This window comes from Bradyrhizobium sp. 613_E4_N2_2, assembly GCF_052075995.1.
In the GTDB taxonomy this organism is placed as follows: domain Bacteria; phylum Pseudomonadota; class Alphaproteobacteria; order Rhizobiales; family Xanthobacteraceae; genus Bradyrhizobium; species Bradyrhizobium barranii.
On the sequence record NZ_CP197234.1, the window covers coordinates 5,672,660 to 5,685,987 of the forward strand.

Consider the following 13,328-nt stretch of genomic DNA (forward strand, 5'->3'; position numbering starts at 1 on the left):
GCTGCCCGCGCCTTCGGCATCATGCAGTGGTCGTGACCATTGGACTGGGTCCAACGATCGATCGACTTTCCGATGGATCAGGCACGATTCGGGCCTTGGTTCTGCCTGTTCGGTCAACGTGCGGCTTCTTTGACGGACCCGAGTCTCTCAAGCGAACAAAGCCGAACACTCGCCCCTCAATCGGTCGCCTTCTCGATTCCACGGCGTGCAGCCATTCTAATCGCGGGGCCGTTCTCAAACGTAGCGTTCGCGTGCGCCCTGTTGCTGGTCATCCATGCTTGGGATCCAAACTTCGCCGGTCCCCACCTTGGGAAGGCCGGCAGCGAAATAGCGAGTGCTCTCAGCGTCGTCGCGCTCAAATGGCCGGTGAGGCCCGCAGGGGCGTGCTGACGTTGCGAAGGATCCGTCAACGGCCTTAGAGGTATTTCGCCAGCAGCTTGAACTCTTTGAGCGTCGCCCTGCCCTTCGCCCCCGCGGCGGGGAAGGATCGTTCAAGACTATGACTGAGATGATCGTGGACCAGCATCTTTTTGGCGTTCTCGATCGCTCCTTCCACCGCCTGCAATTGTTGGGCGATCTGGGCGCAAGGCCGATCCTGTTCGATCATCTCTATAATCGTTTCGAGATGGCCATGTGCGCGTTTCAGGCGGCGGGCAATCGAGCTGTGAGGATGATCTTTCATGGCATCTCCTATCCTCCGGGGAGGATACGTCATATCCTCCCTGGAGGATAGAACGATGTGCTTGACTCCGCGCGATCGCAGGCATATTGGGCCAGTCACCGTCTGGAACATTCCGTTCCCGACGGATCACAACCAGACGAAGAGCTATGGGCAGTACCACCTATGGCGCCGCGCTCCCCAAAGGAGCAACGCAGCCGCAGAACATAATCGTCCGCGAAAGCGGCGGCAGCGACAGGAATTACGACCGCAAATAGGCGGTCTCGTTCCGCTCACTGACCTGCCGCGTCATGCGGAGGTGGAGGTGAGCGATGTTGAAGGTAATCGCACGAATTCAGTTGCGCGGACTTTGCCGCTTTGCGCGCAGAGCAAGCGGTCCCTTTCCCGCCAACGACAATCTACGCGTCCACAACGTTGGCCGATCGATCCGCCCGCGGCTTTTCTGCCGCTGGTCGACGGACGACGATGGACTGGTCTGCCATTGGTCCGAGGAGATGACCGTGGCGCCAGGATTGCCACGCCAATGGTCGGCGTCTGAGCCACTTCAGACATCCTGGATTGGATCTGGCGCGTAAGCCGTCGCGGATGGTGAGCCCGATGATTAAGGCACTTTTCGCACGACTGCGCCGCCTAGCGGCGGCGGCCATCCTTCGGATGGCCTGCCGAACTCTGCATTGCGCCATGATCCTCCACGGTCAGCGACGGATTTCCCATCAAGGTCTTCGAGCGGTCCTGTCCGGAACACGCTGGCTGGGACGACTAGGCGCCTGGCTCGCTCTCGGACAGCAGAGAAAACACTGATCGGCTCGGCGGCTATCTACGGAGGTTTTGAATGAAGCGATTTGTTGCCATTGGAAGCGTACTCACGGGCTTGGGATGCCCCCAGCCGCATGCCGCCGATCTGCCGCTGAAGGCACGAACGACGAAGACCCTCTACGACTGGACCGGCTTCTATGTCGGCGGCCATTTCGGCTACGGCGATGCGAGCTTTGGACCCGGCACCAACCCGCTGCCCGAGCAGGGAATGATCCTGCCACCCAGCGCGACCGGCCTCTCCGGCGGCTACCAGCTTGGCTACAATCGCCAGCTCGCAAACCGTGTCGCGGTGGGCATCGAGGCGGACTCCACCTTCACCGGTCCGCGCGACGTCGTCGCGCATGAACGGTCACCGACCCCCTTCAACACCACGAGCGACTATGTCGGCACGGTGCGCGGCCGCATCGGTTATGCCTTCGATCGCTTCATGCCTTTCGTCACCGGCGGCTTCGCCTGGGGCCATACGCATATCAACGTCAACGATGCCGACGGTGTCTCGGAGCTGTTTCCGGTCGGAAAGTATCAAACCGGGTGGACGGCGGGCCTCGGCCTTGAATTCGCCGTCAGCGGCAATTGGACGGCAAAGGCCGAATACGACTATGTCGCGCTGTCGCGGCGCACCTACGATCTCAGCGGCTTCGGCTTGCCTGACGTCAACGTCGAGCCGCGCGTTCACCTGTTCAAGCTCGGCCTGAACTATCATTTCGGCGATACGCCGTGGATGGCGCCCATCAACGGCAAGACCAAACTTCCCGAGTCCAGCGACTGGAATGTCCACGCGCAGACGACCGTGCTGCCGCAGGGCTACGGGCCGATCCACTCGCCCTATGCGAGCCCGCAGAGCCTTCCCGGCAGCGGCCAGTTTCAGGCGACATGGACGACGACCGCGTTCCTCGGCGCGCGGCTGTGGGACGGCGGCGAGTTCTACTTCAATCCCGAGCTGGCGCAGGGCTTTGGTCTCAACGGCACGCTCGGACTTGCCGGCTTCTCCAACGGCGAAGCCCAGAAGGCCGGCGCGCCGTTCCCGAAAATTCGTCCGCAGCGCCACTACTTCAAGCAGACCTTCGGCCTCGGCGGCGAGCAGGAAGCGGTGGCGGACGCGCCGAACCAGCTCGCCGGCAAGCGCGACATCGACCGCATCACGCTGATCGTCGGTCGCTTTGCCGTCGGTGATTTCTTCGACGGCAACTCATACGCAAAGGACCCGCGCGCCGACTTCATGAACTGGGCGATGTGGTCGTCAGGGGCGTACGATTTCCCCGCCGACCTGCCCGGCTACACGCGTGGCGCCGTGGTCGAGCTCAACCGCAAGGATTGGGCCGTGCGCGCCGGACTGTTCCAGGTCCCCGATGCGCCCAACAGCGATACACTGGTCTACAAGATGGGCGGCGCGGTCGTCGAATTCGAAGAGCGCCATTCGATCTTCGAGCAGCCGGGCAAATTGCGTGTCGGCGTCTTTGCCAATGGCGGCAACACCGCGAACTATCGCGAAGTCCTGACACTGGCGGCCGCCAACCCTGCGCTCGACATCAACGACATCGCCACCGCAACCCAGCGCATCCGCCCCAAATACGGCTTCTACGTCAATCTCGAGCAACAGATCGTCAACGACGTCGGGCTATTCGCCCGCGCGAGCTGGAACGACGGCCAGAACCAGCTTCTGTCATTCACCGACATTGACCGCAGCATCTCCGCCGGCCTGTCGATCAAGGGCAGCCGCTGGGGACGGCCGGACGACACGGTCGGCATCGGCGGCGCCATCAACGGCTTGTCGGCCGGGCATCGCGATTTCCTCGCCGCCGGCGGCATCGGCCTCCTGATCGGCGACGGCCGTCTCAACTACAACAACGAGCGGATTCTCGAGGCCTACTATGCCTATTCGGTGATCAAGGGCGTGACGATGACCGCCGACTATCAGCTCGTCGTCAATCCCGCCTACAACGCCGATCGCGGGCCGGTCTCGATCTTCTCGGGCCGCTTGCACGCGGAATTCTAACTGAGAGGACCGCATCGTGAGGCTACAGGATATTCGCAGAACCACAATCGGGTTGGCAGCACGTCCCAATGTCTGGGACGTCGCGGCGCTGATCCTCGTCATCGGCGCCATGGTGCTGATCGTCTATGGCGGCGAGCAGACCACGGTGCCGCTGTCCGAGCTCGAGCGCGCACCGGTCACGCTCGATCCGGCAAACCTTCCGCTTTACGCCTTGCGTACCGTCTTACGGATGCTTCTAGCCATCGTCTGTTCGACGGTCTTCACCTTCATCTACGCGGCGATCGCAGCCAAGAGCCGGCGAGCCGAATTGGTGATGATCCCGCTGCTGGATATTTTGCAATCCGTCCCGATCCTGGGCTTCCTCACCTTCACCGTCGTGTTCTTCATGAATTTGTTTCCGGGGCAGGTGCTCGGCGCCGAGCTCGCCTCGGTGTTCGCGATCTTCACCAGCCAGGCCTGGAACATGACGTTCAGCCTGTACCAGTCGATCCGCAACGTTCCGAAGGATCTGGAAGAGGCCACGCAAAGCTTCCATTTGTCCGGCTGGCAGCGCTTCTGGCGCCTCGACGTCCCCTTCGCGATGCCCGGCCTGATCTGGAACGCGATGATGTCGATGTCGGGCGGCTGGTTCTTCGTGGTGGCCTCGGAGGCGATCACGGTCGGCAACACCACGGTGACGCTGCCGGGCATCGGCTCCTATGTCGCGATGGCAATTCAGCAGCAGGATTTGCCGGCGATCCTCTACGCCATGCTGGCGATGCTGCTCGTGATCATCGCCTATGATCAGCTGCTGTTCCGCCCCATCGTCGCCTGGGCCGACAAATTCCGCTTCGAGCAGACCGCCTCAGGCGAGGCGCCGGCCTCCTGGATGCTCGACCTGTTCCGCCGGACTCGGGCGCTGCGTGCGCTGACCCTTCCTTTCGCGGCGCTGAACCGCGCGATCTCGAACTTGCGCATTCCGCTGCCGAAGCTGCCGCCCGCGGCACCAGGTAAAGACCAGACGTCACGCCTCGTCGATACGGTCTGGATCGCATTGATCCTCGCCGGCACGGCCTATGCCGCCTGGCTGACCTATCGCTATCTCTCGGCCAGTCTCGGAATGTCCGACGTTCTCGTCGTCATCAGGGACGGGCTCATCACGTTGTTGCGCGTCGCCATCTTGATCAGCCTCGCCACGCTGATCTGGGTGCCGGTTGGCGTGTGGATCGGGCTTCGCCCGAAGCTCGCCGAACGAATCCAGCCGCTGGCCCAGTTTCTCGCGGCCTTCCCGGCCAATCTCGCCTTCCCCGTCTTTGTCGTCGCCATTGTCAGCTTCAAGCTCAATCCAGACATCTGGCTGAGCCCGCTGATGATCCTGGGCACGCAGTGGTACATCCTGTTCAACGTGATCGCGGGCGCGAGCGCCTTTCCGACCGATCTGCGCGAAGCCGCCGGCAGCTTCCATCTCCGCGGATGGCGATGGTGGTTCAAGGTGATACTGCCCGGCGTCTTTCCTTATTACATCACCGGCGCGATCACGGCGTCCGGCGGCTCCTGGAATGCGTCGATCGTCGCGGAGGTCGCAAGCTGGGGCGACACGCATCTGAAGGCCACCGGGCTCGGCGCCTATATTGCTTCCGCCACGGAAGCCGGTGACTTCCCGCGCGTCGTGCTCGGAATTGCCACGATGTGCATTCTGGTGACGTTGTTCAATCGTCTGGTCTGGCGGCCGCTCTACGCGTTCGGCGAGCGGCGCCTGCGCCTTGGCTAACGAGACTTGAGTAGAGGAGAGCCTATGATGCTCGACCAAACTGCCACATTGATCGATATCCGCTGCGTCTGCCGCTCCTTTCCAAAGGGTAGCGGCGATGAATTGCTGGTGCTTGAGAACGTCGACCTAACGATCCGGCCAGGACAGATTGTTGGACTGCTCGGCCGCTCCGGGTCCGGCAAATCGACACTTCTACGGATCATCGCCGGACTGGTCAGCCCTTCGTCAGGCGCGGCAACGTGCCGCGACCAAACCATCATTGGTCCACCGAACGGCGTTGCCATGGTGTTTCAATCATTCGCACTGTTTCCCTGGCTGACGGTTCTGCAAAATGTCGAGCTTGGACTGGAAGCGCTAGGCGCCGATGCCGCCGAACGCCGCAAGCGTGCTCTGGCGGCGATCGACCTGATCGGCCTCGACGGCTTCGAGTCGGCCTTCCCGAAAGAACTGTCGGGAGGCATGCGCCAACGCGTGGGCTTTGCTCGCGCTCTTGTTGTGCACCCCGACTTGTTGTTGATGGACGAACCCTTTTCGGCACTCGACGTCCTCACCGCCGAGACGCTGCGGACCGATCTGATCGATCTCTGGATCGAGGGTCGACTACCCATCAAGTCGATCCTGATGGTGACGCACAATATCGAGGAGGCAGTCCTGATGTGCGATCGCATCCTGATATTTTCATCCAATCCAGGGCGTGTCGCCGCCGAGATCAAAGTCGACCTGCCTCATCCACGCAACCGGCTTGATCCGCATTTCCGCCAGCTTGTCGACAGCATCTATGCCCGCATGACCCAGCGCGCCGAGCCGAAGGCATCTTCGATCGAAGGCATTTCCGGGACCGGTATCGGCATGACTCTGCATCACGTCTCATCCAACGTGCTGTCCGGCCTGATCGAGACGCTGGCGGAACCGCCCTATCACGGACACGCCGACCTGCCCGTGCTCGCAAGCCAGCTCCAGCTCGAAGCAGACGAAATCCTCCACCTCGGCGAGTCCCTGCAACTGCTGCGCTTCGCCCAGCTGAGCGAAGGCGACCTGATGCTCACCGACACGGGCAAGCGTTTTGCCCATCTCGAAACCGACGCGCGCAAGAAGCTGTTCGCCGAACATCTCGTCACATACGTGCCGGTGATGGGATTGATTCGCCGCGTGCTCGACGAACGTCCCTCCCATACCGCCCCCGCGGCACGGTTCCGCAATGAGCTCGAGGACTACATGTCCGAGGACTATGCGGACGAGACGCTCAGGACCGTCGTGTCCTGGGGCCGTTATGCCGAGCTGTTCGCATATGACGAGCAGTCGGAGACTTTTAGCCTTGAAAATCCGGGCTAATAAGCTGCTGGGGTCGAGCTCGGCGCGCGGGTGGTCGAAGCCAGCAAAGCGCCGCTGGGCGCATCTCGATCAACGGAAAGGCGGGCCTTGCCGCCAGGCTGCGCAACAGCATCCGGAGAGTCTCGAGCGCCTCAAGCGCGGATCGATGGTCTGACGATGTGCGGCTATCGGATATTGAGTCGAAATTCGTCTGTCAGGCTTGCGGCAGAAGAGGCGCCGATGTCCGACCAGACTTCGATTGGAATACGCCGACAGTGCCAGCTATGGGGTACCGATGAAACCCGCCACCGAACGATCCTTCGCCAACCCAGAAGTCGCGGCCCGCAAGCTGGTAGAACTCGCGACGACTATTGAAGCGGTCGAGGACGGCCGCATCCACATTGAGAAGATAAACGCGCCCTTCCTTTACACGCTAAAAGCCAGTGGCTCGGAGTTTGGGGCCGGCATCAAGTATGCAGTTGAATGCGGCTGGCTCGAGCTGCATGAGAGCGGGACCTATGTCCGGCTGATCGGCACCAGCGCAAAAGCGGCCCCAGCAAAAGACTAAATTGCCGGGGCCGTTTGGAGGTACCTTGGCGGTAATGGGGTCGCCAGGTGGCCATGAGCATAGGAAAAAACGGCAATCAAATCTGTCTGCTTTTGCACAAAGCGTTATAGTTCCAGATCGGGAACGGAACCGATCACCATGAAAGACATGCAGGCTCAGTTGGAAAAGCTGCGCACGGATGCTGCCGAGTGCGCCTTGATTCGTGATCTGGCAACTGAGCCCAGGAAGCGAGAACTGTTCACCAAGCTGGCCGAGCATCTGACAATCCTGGCCGATGAGGTTGAACGCGCCATTGGTGCCGCGGGACATGATCTGAAGCGGAAGGAATGACCGAACGAGGCTGGGGTCGGCGTTTCAAGGATCCGGTCACGATCGACAATCACGTACTGGTGACGCTGCTCGACGCCGGCGAGTACATCGCCACGCTGCCGAAGAAAGAGCACGCCGTACTGGAGTGGCAAGCGGCGATGGAAGCCTTGATCGTGGTGGCGGAAGGTGGTGGCCCGACGATGTTTGCCCGCATCGGGGTCATGCGGGCATTGAACCGCCACTATGTCCCGGAGCTTAGCCCGAAGGGCAAAGAGCCTCATTGGGGCCGGCGAAAGCTGAAGAGGGATCAATAAGAGGCCGTCTCATTTGGCGGCCTCAAAGCTTGAACAACAAGATTGCCACTAGAACGACGGGGAAAAGCCCGACCAAGCAAATGAAAAACCGAAACGCCCATTCCTCACGCATCACCTTAGCGTAGCTGGGGCTTTCTTCCTTGGCATGTGCAGTCTGTGCCACCGGCCGCCAGGTGGCAGCTCGAACCCTCGCGAAATCGGAAAAGCCGCAGCGTGGTTCCAGCCCCACTGCGGCATTCCCGGAATAACGAAAAAACTTGGTGCTCAAATCGCGCCGGTGTTCCTTCAGTAGAACACCCCGTTCCGAAAATGGAGTCCGGACAACTACCGGACTCCGGTTTTCTACGCATTGTCACTTGGAGGGCCAACATGGCACGCCATAGCAATTCCAGCCCCAATGCTCCCGGCTGCCGATCCAATTGCGGATTAGAGCGCAGGGAGTGGTAGGCCCGCCAGCGCTCGAAAGCTTCGCAGGAAACTCAACTGAGGCCGCCAGCTGGGGCTGCCTACGTCACGCTTGCGGTGGCCAACCATCTCCCAGAGATTGCCACGAGTAGACCGCCTAAAACGGTTCGAGGGTGACGGCGGGACAAAAGACCGACCGCGGCAACTCGGCCATTTTAAGCTTGTTTCGCAAATACTTAATTATTTATTTCCCTGGTATTTAAAATGTGCTGTAGCAATATTCGGGGAATCCTCGTCGTTTACGATTTGTCGCCCACTGAGACATTCGCGTCCTGACGACCTCTCAGCGTTCGTCGCGCAAGACCAGTTGGATCATGCAACGAAATTCGGTTTTTCAAAAACATAACTTCTATCGGCTCAAGCTTCAGCGACCTACAGAAAATTCGGGACCGCCCTCGGTTCCGTTGCCGGTCACGATCATTTCCGGAATTTGCATGATCGCGATGATCGGCGGATTTGCGCTGCAGATTGCCGGCATCGACACTGGCCGTCCGATGGACCTCGGTGCAGATGGCTCCCTTCGCAGCCAAATCGTGCTGAGCTTGTGCTATTTGGTTGCGATTCTTCTCCTGATCTCGTCCAATTTCTGGACAACCGTTCGTCATAGCTGGCCTGTATTTATCCTTCCTCTGCTGGGCTTCCTATCAATGTTGTGGTCGCCAGACCCGCTGTTGACTCTGCGAAAGAGCGTTGCCCTGTCTGGGACCGTACTTTTTGGAATTGCCATTTGCTCAAAGTTTGGAACGGTAGGCTCGCTGCGTTTATTCCTCTGGACGCTGTCCTCTATTATCGTTGCAAGCTTTGTCTGGGTCTTTGTTTTTCCTTATCAGGGTGTCCATCAGGCCACAGATGTTTTTCCTTTTGAGGCGGTCCACGCGGGTTCCTGGCGCGGGGTGATTGGCCATCGGACCGCCTTGGGACAGCTGGCCGCGCTGTCGTTCGTACTCGTGCTCTTTTATGGCCGCGTTGCCTTCACAAGTTATGCAGTTCGCGTTGCCATCATCACTATCAGTCTGGTGTGCCTGTACGGAGCCAACTCCGGTGCCGCCTACGCCGTAGCGGGTTTCATGCCCGTCCTGCTGGCCACGCTGATGCTCGTGGGTCGATGCTCATTTCAAATACGAATAGCCGCATTGCCGTTCCTGACGCTTGCGCTTCTGATGATCGCATTATTCGGCGGCGATCTTGCAACGCTCACACTTAATGCTCTTGGAAAGGAGCCCGATTTGACGGGCCGCGTTCCGCTGTGGGGCTACCTGATTGGGCTAGCCGACCAGCGCCCGCTCCTTGGCTACGGTCTCGCAGCAGGTTTTACCAAGATAGTATCACCTCAGATCGAAGGTATAGGATACGGTCAGTTCCTCAACGCGCATAATGGCTTTATGGAGATACTAATTTCGTTCGGGTATGTTGGTCTCGCACTATGCTTGGCCCTGCTCGCCTGGCAATTTTGGATTGCGGCGCGACTTCTGATATCTGGAGATGAAGAGAAGTCGCACATCAACGCGTTTCCGTTGGCGATTTTCATTTATATGATTGGGGCCAACGTTGTAGAGTCGGCGTTTCTAGCGCCAAATAGCTGGTATGCGGTCTTGCCGGCGATGACGATGGTGACCGCGAGCTCCGAGCTTTCCGCATTGAGACGCTTGGGCGCGCGTTCTAGATCGCTCAACAGTCCCCCCGGACTGCTCAAGCGCCAGTACAGGCGAGAGCCTAAACGACGATTGGGAGTTGGCTCCAACCCCGCCTAGCCGGCCGCCGGCTCCAATCAACTCCTAACGCCGGAAGGTCCGCCGAGATTGTCGAGCGGCCGTTAGAAATCAAATTTGTCTACGCCGAAATGTTCTCCGCTGGCCGCAAGATATCAAAGCGGAGGCAGGTCGGACATCCACGGAGTCGTCGATAACCTAAGATTGGGCATTCCATTGAACGCTTGTCACTTTCGAGAACTACGGACGATGGCGATGGCTACAGCTCTTGCCATCTGCTGCTCGGGCCTTCCCTCTCACGCGTCAATGCAGAAACCGCAGCTGAGCGACGGCCCTGCCTTCTCCGATAATCACAAGACCCTGGTCTGCTTAAACACATTTCAGCCGTTCGGATACGGCTTGTCGATCGGCCCCCCAGGATCGGCTGTTTACGACGAGGATCCCTTTCGAAACGGCGGCTCCGACCAAGCAGTCATGCCAAAATCGCGGCTCGCTTTGATCAACTCGTCTGGCTTTGACTGCCTCAGAATGGTGATAGACGTTGGCGCGTTGATGTCGGCTCGCTCCGAAACCTTACTTGATGCATTAGTTGCGCAGATAATGATCGGCATTTCCCGGAGAGTAGACAGTGGACTGAGGGTCCTAGTGGATATTCATCCCTTCCCTCGAGGAGCTCACCCGGTCTCCGGCTTCGCGGATGTCGATTTGCTGGATGGCGAGACCGGGGAGAAGTTTCAGCGCTTGATCCACGTCGTCAGCAAGCTTGCCATTTCCATCGGGGCGCGCTTTCCGCCAGCTCTGGTTGCTATCGAGCTTTTCAACGAACCCCCGTCACCCACTTCATTCAACGATCAGCGCCCCTGGAACGAGCAAATCGAATTCTACTGGAAGCAGATCCGCCTGATCCTGCCAACTCACACATTAATCGTGGCCGGAACCGGCTTCGCGGAGCTCGACGGATCGGTCAGCGGGGACTCGTCAGCGGGTGTTGTCAATCTAAGGCCCGACCGCTTTGACGCGAATACCGGCTATGCGATCCACCCCTACGAGTCCGCCACCTTCACGCATCAAGGGTATGCTGGATTCTTCTCTCATGTCGGCGGTCTTGAGTTTCCTGCTGCAATGGACAGAGATGGTAAGCTCGCCGCAGAAAATATCTTTCGAAGAAACGTGGCGGCAGATCCAAATCTGACCCACTCGGCAAAATCGCAACTAATCTACGACTTTCTGTATCGAACGGTTCACAGCTACAGCTTCGAGAAGTACAGGACAACCTTTGGCAATGCGGAGTTGTTGCTGAAGCGAATGAATGTCGTAAACACCTGGGCCGACCTTCATCACTTGTCACGCAAGCAAATCATGAATACGGAGTTTGGCGTAAATCGCGACCAAGCTGGTTGCGTCGGAAAGGCTCCCTCGAAAAGCGCCTTCAATTTCGTCCGGGCGATACGGGACAACTCATTTGCAAGCGGTATAGGACTGATCACTATCCATCAGATGCAAGGCGATTGTTTTGCGATCTCTTCTGCAGCTCCCCCGTTCGCATTTGAGGCGGATATGCTGGAGGCCCTGAGGCTGCCCGGAAGGTAGGTTCTCGAAGAGCACTTTGACTTTGAGCGACCGAAGCCATGGCTCGATCAAACGGCGCCTGAGGGCGAGCCCATCTATCCCTATCGGGCCCAACGCGTGATCGCGCGACTCAGGGACTGCAGGGACGACGGCATGGTCAGACTGAGACTCGCGACCTCATCCTTACGCAGTGGGCGTACAACAAACACCGTCAAGAAGAAGAGACCTGTAGCCAGCACGGCCAAGGTTAGGTTTCCGAAGTCTGGTCGGGCGTAGCGAGCAAGCAAAGCAAATAGAACGGAGCCGCCTGCCGCTGTTCCGACCTGGAGCGAGCGAACGGGGTCTATTGCCCGCCATGTCTCGACGCGTCGATGGGCAAGCATGATGATTCCGATACGGATTGCACTTTCAGTGAGCGGAATGAACAGGACTGCGAGAAGGCCCCAACGATCTGCAGTCAGGTAGAGAGCTGCGACCCCCAGCAGCGATACCGGCCAGAGCGCCAGGAAGACGGTGTGCTTAAGCTGAACGCTCGTAACAATCTCGCATATCCGGTAAATCGTCTGAAACAAGAGGATCAACATGACCAACGGGAGCAAGTAGTAGTACGGAGCATATTCCGGCCGTGATACAAGCGCGATGATCTCTCGTCCCGCGAGGCCGGTAAGAATTGAGAAAGCCAGAAAGCAGACCAACTCAAGCTTGAACACCAACGAAAGCGAGGAAAACACTCGCGCAGGCGCCATCGTGAACCTGGCGAACAAGGGCTCCAGACTTGGGAGGATCATCAGACCGGGAAACGCTCTTTGAATCGAAACGCAAAGCCCTTGCACAAACGAAAATGCGGAAAACGTAACAATATCGAGCCCGCCTTTGGCAAATATCCTGACAACCGAGGGACTGGTAATCAACCAACCAATGTTGGACGCGTAGATTGATGCGGCGAAAAGCGGAGCATCCTTCGCGCTCAGGCGGGGCAATCGCTGCTCGCTGGTCGCGATCAGAAGACTTGAGATATGCGGCCTGAGCCGGATCAATTTTAAGAGTATGATGATCACCGCAACGAACGTCGTCACAGCCGATATTGCGATCACTGCAGCGCCGCTGATTTCATGACCGGAAAGTGCAAGAAGGAGTACGCACGCGCTTCGCAAAAGGACATCGATCGTTCCCGATATCGCGGTCGTCGCGTGCACAATCCAGCTTTGCGCCAACATCTCCAAATCGGTCGTCACCGCATAGCCCGCATACCAAACAGCGAACGCGCAGATCGTAAGCATCCCTTCGCCCATCAGCAACGTGTCTCGCGCGAACGTCGCGAGCAGACCAATTGCACCCAGCGCCACCAGGATAGATCCCCCCCTTACGAGAGCCACCCTCTTCAACAGAGCCGCGAGGCCTTGATAGTCACCATCCGCTGTAAGCGATGGAACATAACGCAGCAACGTACGATCAATGCCGAACGAAAGTAGCCGCTCCATCGTCAAAAGGATTGCAAGGAAGATCGCATAGGTCGCGTAGCCGCTCGGCGGTAGCGTTTTCACCACAAGGATCTGAAAGAAGAATCCCAGGAACAGATTGATGAACTTGAACGCGTAGTGGATCTGGAACGCGCGATGAATATTGATGTGCTTATGTGGTCCTTCGGTATTCACGGCCTGTCGAATCCGCACAGAGACTCCCGATCGAGGTCACAGGCATCGCGAACGTTCACGTCGATCGCCACCTTCGACCTTTCACTCTCCGTCGTGAGCGACAGAGCGCGCACTCTGGCTCCATCTGGAATGCTTACTCCGCCGAAAACCACTGCATAGCAACCAAACTCGACGCCGTTTCCCACTG

The 13,328-nt window shown here is 58.8% G+C and carries 10 protein-coding genes; 8 read left to right on the forward strand and 2 right to left on the reverse strand.

Annotated elements, in window-relative coordinates:
* Positions 1 to 415: 415 nt before the first annotated feature.
* On the reverse strand, positions 416 to 682 hold the full coding sequence (locus AB7290_RS27470) for a metal-sensing transcriptional repressor (RefSeq protein ID WP_085404950.1): 267 nt from the start codon (positions 680 to 682) through the stop codon (positions 416 to 418).
* Positions 683 to 1,511: 829 nt separating this feature from the next.
* On the opposite strand from AB7290_RS27470, the gene AB7290_RS27475 reads away from it, so the two are divergent.
* The 8 genes from AB7290_RS27475 to AB7290_RS27510 all read left to right on the forward strand — a co-directional run bounded on the left by AB7290_RS27475 (position 1,512) and on the right by AB7290_RS27510 (position 11,507).
* Positions 1,512 to 3,491, forward strand: a complete 1,980-nt coding sequence (locus AB7290_RS27475; RefSeq protein WP_085404929.1) for a carbohydrate porin — start codon at positions 1,512 to 1,514, stop codon at positions 3,489 to 3,491.
* 16 nt (positions 3,492 to 3,507) lie between these two features.
* On the forward strand, positions 3,508 to 5,241 hold the full coding sequence (locus AB7290_RS27480; RefSeq protein ID WP_441254213.1) for an ABC transporter permease: 1,734 nt from the start codon (positions 3,508 to 3,510) through the stop codon (positions 5,239 to 5,241).
* Positions 5,242 to 5,268: 27 nt separating this feature from the next.
* On the forward strand, positions 5,269 to 6,573 hold the full coding sequence (locus AB7290_RS27485; protein WP_085404206.1) for an ABC transporter ATP-binding protein: 1,305 nt from the start codon (positions 5,269 to 5,271) through the stop codon (positions 6,571 to 6,573).
* A 274-nt stretch (positions 6,574 to 6,847) separates the two neighbouring features.
* Positions 6,848 to 7,120 carry a hypothetical protein gene (locus AB7290_RS27490; protein ID WP_085404100.1) on the forward strand — a complete coding sequence of 91 codons (273 nt, stop codon included), beginning with the start codon at positions 6,848 to 6,850 and terminating at the stop codon, positions 7,118 to 7,120.
* 138 nt (positions 7,121 to 7,258) lie between these two features.
* Positions 7,259 to 7,450 (forward strand): hypothetical protein, encoded by a 192-nt coding sequence (locus AB7290_RS27495; RefSeq protein WP_063984076.1) that lies wholly within the window; start codon positions 7,259 to 7,261, stop codon positions 7,448 to 7,450.
* The gene (locus AB7290_RS27500; protein WP_063984077.1) at positions 7,447 to 7,743 is read left to right on the forward strand and encodes a hypothetical protein; all 297 of its coding nucleotides are present in this window, start codon (positions 7,447 to 7,449) and stop codon (positions 7,741 to 7,743) included. Before AB7290_RS27495 ends, AB7290_RS27500 begins: the two co-directional genes overlap by 4 nt.
* Positions 7,744 to 8,522: 779 nt before the next feature.
* Positions 8,523 to 9,959, forward strand: a complete 1,437-nt coding sequence (locus AB7290_RS27505) for an O-antigen ligase family protein (RefSeq protein ID WP_144030833.1) — start codon at positions 8,523 to 8,525, stop codon at positions 9,957 to 9,959.
* Positions 9,960 to 10,172: 213 nt separating this feature from the next.
* Positions 10,173 to 11,507, forward strand: coding sequence for a cellulase family glycosylhydrolase (locus tag AB7290_RS27510; protein ID WP_161495912.1), 1,335 nt, complete (start codon positions 10,173 to 10,175; stop codon positions 11,505 to 11,507).
* Positions 11,508 to 11,587: 80 nt separating this feature from the next.
* Here AB7290_RS27510 and AB7290_RS27515 read toward each other — a convergent pair whose 3' ends face one another.
* Positions 11,588 to 13,141, reverse strand: coding sequence for a hypothetical protein (locus AB7290_RS27515; RefSeq protein ID WP_085404103.1), 1,554 nt, complete (start codon positions 13,139 to 13,141; stop codon positions 11,588 to 11,590).
* Positions 13,142 to 13,328: the final 187 nt, after the last annotated feature.

Bases quoted from the DNA above. Each gene is read 5' to 3' on its own strand.
- AB7290_RS27470 (WP_085404950.1), bottom strand. From the start codon at position 682: ATGAAAGATCATCCTCACAGCTCGATTGCCCGCCGCCTGAAACGCGCA.
- AB7290_RS27475 (WP_085404929.1), top strand. From the start codon at position 1,512: ATGAAGCGATTTGTTGCCATTGGAAGCGTACTCACGGGCTTGGGATGC.
- AB7290_RS27485 (WP_085404206.1), top strand. From the start codon at position 5,269: ATGCTCGACCAAACTGCCACATTGATCGATATCCGCTGCGTCTGCCGC.
- AB7290_RS27490 (WP_085404100.1), top strand. From the start codon at position 6,848: ATGAAACCCGCCACCGAACGATCCTTCGCCAACCCAGAAGTCGCGGCC.
- AB7290_RS27495 (WP_063984076.1), top strand. From the start codon at position 7,259: ATGAAAGACATGCAGGCTCAGTTGGAAAAGCTGCGCACGGATGCTGCC.
- AB7290_RS27500 (WP_063984077.1), top strand. From the start codon at position 7,447: ATGACCGAACGAGGCTGGGGTCGGCGTTTCAAGGATCCGGTCACGATC.
- AB7290_RS27505 (WP_144030833.1), top strand. From the start codon at position 8,523: ATGCAACGAAATTCGGTTTTTCAAAAACATAACTTCTATCGGCTCAAG.
- AB7290_RS27510 (WP_161495912.1), top strand. From the start codon at position 10,173: ATGGCTACAGCTCTTGCCATCTGCTGCTCGGGCCTTCCCTCTCACGCG.